Consider the following 2,871-nt stretch of genomic DNA (forward strand, 5'->3'; position numbering starts at 1 on the left):
CCCTTGTTCACATTCAAAAAGAAGTAAGGGAAAGGATTATCCTTGGCATTTGGAATATTGAGTTTTAGAACCAAGCCATTAAAAAGAGCAAACATCATATACAGCAAGGGTAAAATCGTCCACACAATTGGATCCCAAATCTTGTATTGACCCTGTTTGTCAAAAAAGAGGGTATCTGCGAAAAACCAGAGGGGAACGATATAGTGGCAAAGGAAATTTTCCAGAGTATAGAAATTAGTCGCAATGGGCGCTAAGAGGAAATGGTAAATCACACAGGTAATCATGATACTCATGGTGACCCCACCTTTTAAACGCAAGAGACTTGGTCTTTGCCAGTTTTCACCTACACGGCTCATAACCTTTAAGAGATAGAGCGTAAAAATAGTTACTAACAGATTTGACAGAACCGTGTAATAGAGAAGCATCCCAAAACCACCATGCTTGGTAATTTCAAGATAAACTCCCGTAAAAGCCGCTAGAAACAAGAAGATACGGCTATAAAATACAAGTTTATAGTGTTTTGACATACTTAAATCTTCTTCACAAACTCTGATTTGAGTTTCATGGCACCGAAGCCATCAATTTTACAGTCGATATTGTGGTCGCCTTCTACGATGCGGATATTTTTCACGCGCGTCCCTTGTTTCAAATCTTTTGGCGCACCTTTTACTTTCAAGTCCTTAATGAGGGTTACAGTATCACCGTCGGCCAATTTATTTCCGTTGGCATCGATAGCGACAAGGCCCTCTTCTACATCTGCAACTTCAGCAGGATTCCACTCATAAGCACACTCTGGGCAAACCAGTAGGGCACCATCTTCGTAGACATACTCTGAGTTACATTTTGGACAATTTGGTAGGTTGTTCATGGTTTCTCCTTATCATCATTCACTATTCTTTGAAAATCAAAATTTCTCGAACAGCAACTATTATACCTTAAAATCAGCATTTTGACAAATTTAGAAAAAAACCGATATCCATCTATCGGCTTTTCAACATCTACATTCTTTTTTCAGCTTCTGCTTTGATTTTTTCAACTACTTCTTGAATGTTCAAACCAGTTGTATCAAGGTAGACAGCATCCTCTGCTTGTTTGAGAGGTGAAGTCTCACGATGACTATCCTTGTAGTCACGCGCAGCAATTTCCTCTTTTAGAGTTTCAAGGTCTGTTTCAATTCCCTTGGCAATATTTTCCTTGTAACGGCGCTCTGCTCTCTCATCAACAGAAGCTACTAGGAAAATTTTCAATTCTGCTTGTGGCAATACAACAGTCCCAATATCGCGACCGTCCATGACAATCCCACCTTGCTGGGCAATCTCTTGTTGGAGAGAAACTAGTTTCTCACGTACTTGAGGAATTGCTGCAATAGCAGAAACATGATTGGTCACTTCATTTTCACGGATAGGATGGGTAATATCCACATCTCCTACAAAGACAAGCTGTTCTCCAGTTTCTGAACGCCCAAAGCTGATTGGATGCTGGTCCAACAAGGCTAGAAGGGCTTCAACTTCTTCTACTCCTAACTGGTTCTTGAGAGCCATATAGGTCGCTGCACGATACATAGCACCTGTATCTAGGTAGGTGTATCCAAAATCCTTGGCAATAATCTTTGCGACCGTACTCTTACCACTTGAAGCAGGGCCGTCAATAGCAATTTGAATTGTTTTCATATCAACTCCTATTTGATTTTAACAACATCACCTGGATTAGCAAACCAAGACCCTGTAGCCATATGACTAGGATTTAAGGCTTCTAACTGCGCAATCGAAATCCCAGCGCGAGCTGCAATGGCTGCTTCTCCTTCTCCAGCTAAGACTTTTGTCGTCCCTTCTGGATCTGTAGCTTCCTCCGAGTGTTCAGAAGAAGATTCTGAACTCTGTTCAGGCTGGGAACTACTAGATGATGAAATCTGTACTACATTTGCATCAGAATCATGAAAATCTTTCAAGGCTGCTGTGCGATTACTCCCCCCCGATGATAGATAGATGAGAACAATAATCATCACTACCACAATTACAAAGAAAATACTGGCTAGGATCGTCAAAACACGATTGGCTACTACATCTCTACCTTGAGTTCTCTTACGACGTTCTGATCTTGTTTCTTCTTGATTTTCATAAATATCTTCTTGCCACGGTTCTTTTGCCATACCTTACTCCTTGTTTTTTTTTACTTTTCTTATTACAATATAAATATGAAAATCACACTTATACCTGAACGATGTATCGCCTGTGGGCTTTGCCAAACTTATTCTGATTTATTTGATTACCACGATAATGGAATCGTGCGTTTTTACGATGATCCTGACCAACTGGAAAAAGAAATTTCTCCTAGTCAGGATGTCTTAGAGGCTGTTAAAAATTGCCCAACTCGCGCCCTGATTGGAAACCAGGAAGCCTAAATCAATGGCGATAACCCACTCCCTCTAGTTTAGCATATTTCCATGTAAAATTATAGTCTTTTCACTTTATTTTTTTCTGTAAAATCAGGAAGGTCACTTTTTTCTTTAACGAGATAAAGTGGTCTTTTTTTAGTCTCCAAATAAATTTTACTGATGTACTTGCCGAGAATCCCAATGGTCAAGAGTTGAATGCCTCCAAGAAAGAGAATGACTGCCATCAAAGAGGTCCAACCTGATGTCGGATTGCCCAAAATGAGAGTCCGAACCACAACAAAAAAGGTCATTATTAGAGAAACAAAGCAAGATAAGAGACCTGCAACAAAGGCGATAATCAAGGGAAAATCTGAAAAATTAACAATCCCTTCAATGGAGTAAAAAAAGAGTTGCCTAAAACTCCAACTGGTCTTGCCAGCCTGCCTTTCGACATTTGGATAGTCCAGATAGTGGGTTTTAAAGCCGACCCAGGCAAA

5 protein-coding genes and 1 pseudogene are annotated in these 2,871 nt (G+C 40.2%); 1 reads left to right on the forward strand and 5 read right to left on the reverse strand.

Going from position 1 to position 2,871, the window contains the following annotated elements:
* From WKI42_RS09980 to WKI42_RS09995, 4 genes are all read right to left on the reverse strand, one after another.
* Positions 1-527, reverse strand: a 527-nt coding sequence (locus WKI42_RS09980; protein WP_368081846.1) for a Pr6Pr family membrane protein, incomplete at its 3' end; no start/stop codon positions are given.
* A 2-nt stretch (positions 528-529) separates the two neighbouring features.
* A complete protein-coding gene (locus tag WKI42_RS09985; RefSeq protein ID WP_001061596.1) occupies positions 530-868 on the reverse strand; it encodes a zinc ribbon domain-containing protein YjdM in 339 nt (112 codons plus the stop codon).
* 130 nt (positions 869-998) lie between these two features.
* Positions 999-1,670, reverse strand: a complete 672-nt coding sequence (gene cmk, locus WKI42_RS09990; RefSeq protein ID WP_314414460.1) for a (d)CMP kinase — start codon at positions 1,668-1,670, stop codon at positions 999-1,001.
* A gap of 8 nt (positions 1,671-1,678) precedes the next feature.
* Complete coding sequence (locus WKI42_RS09995; protein WP_143952369.1) at positions 1,679-2,149, reverse strand: SAG1386/EF1546 family surface-associated protein; 471 nt, start codon at positions 2,147-2,149, stop codon at positions 1,679-1,681.
* A gap of 45 nt (positions 2,150-2,194) precedes the next feature.
* Between WKI42_RS09995 and WKI42_RS10000 the strand changes: the two genes are divergently transcribed.
* Positions 2,195-2,401: a ferredoxin gene (locus WKI42_RS10000; protein WP_000705155.1), complete on the forward strand. Its 207-nt coding sequence runs from the start codon at positions 2,195-2,197 to the stop codon at positions 2,399-2,401.
* A 50-nt stretch (positions 2,402-2,451) separates the two neighbouring features.
* On the opposite strand, the pseudogene WKI42_RS10005 reads toward WKI42_RS10000, so the two are convergent.
* Positions 2,452-2,871: pseudogene (locus tag WKI42_RS10005) on the reverse strand (glycosyltransferase); the annotation flags it as partial.

The organism is Streptococcus pseudopneumoniae, assembly GCF_038148935.1.
Taxonomy (GTDB): Bacteria; Bacillota; Bacilli; order Lactobacillales; family Streptococcaceae; genus Streptococcus; species Streptococcus pseudopneumoniae_U.

What these genes read in the sequence shown, in the direction of transcription:
- WKI42_RS09985 (WP_001061596.1), bottom strand. Translation starts at nt 868, where the DNA reads ATGAACAACCTACCAAATTGTCCAAAATGTAACTCAGAGTATGTCTAC.
- WKI42_RS10000 (WP_000705155.1), top strand. Translation starts at nt 2,195, where the DNA reads ATGAAAATCACACTTATACCTGAACGATGTATCGCCTGTGGGCTTTGC.
- cmk (WP_314414460.1), bottom strand. Translation starts at nt 1,670, where the DNA reads ATGAAAACAATTCAAATTGCTATTGACGGCCCTGCTTCAAGTGGTAAG.
- WKI42_RS09995 (WP_143952369.1), bottom strand. Translation starts at nt 2,149, where the DNA reads ATGGCAAAAGAACCGTGGCAAGAAGATATTTATGAAAATCAAGAAGAA.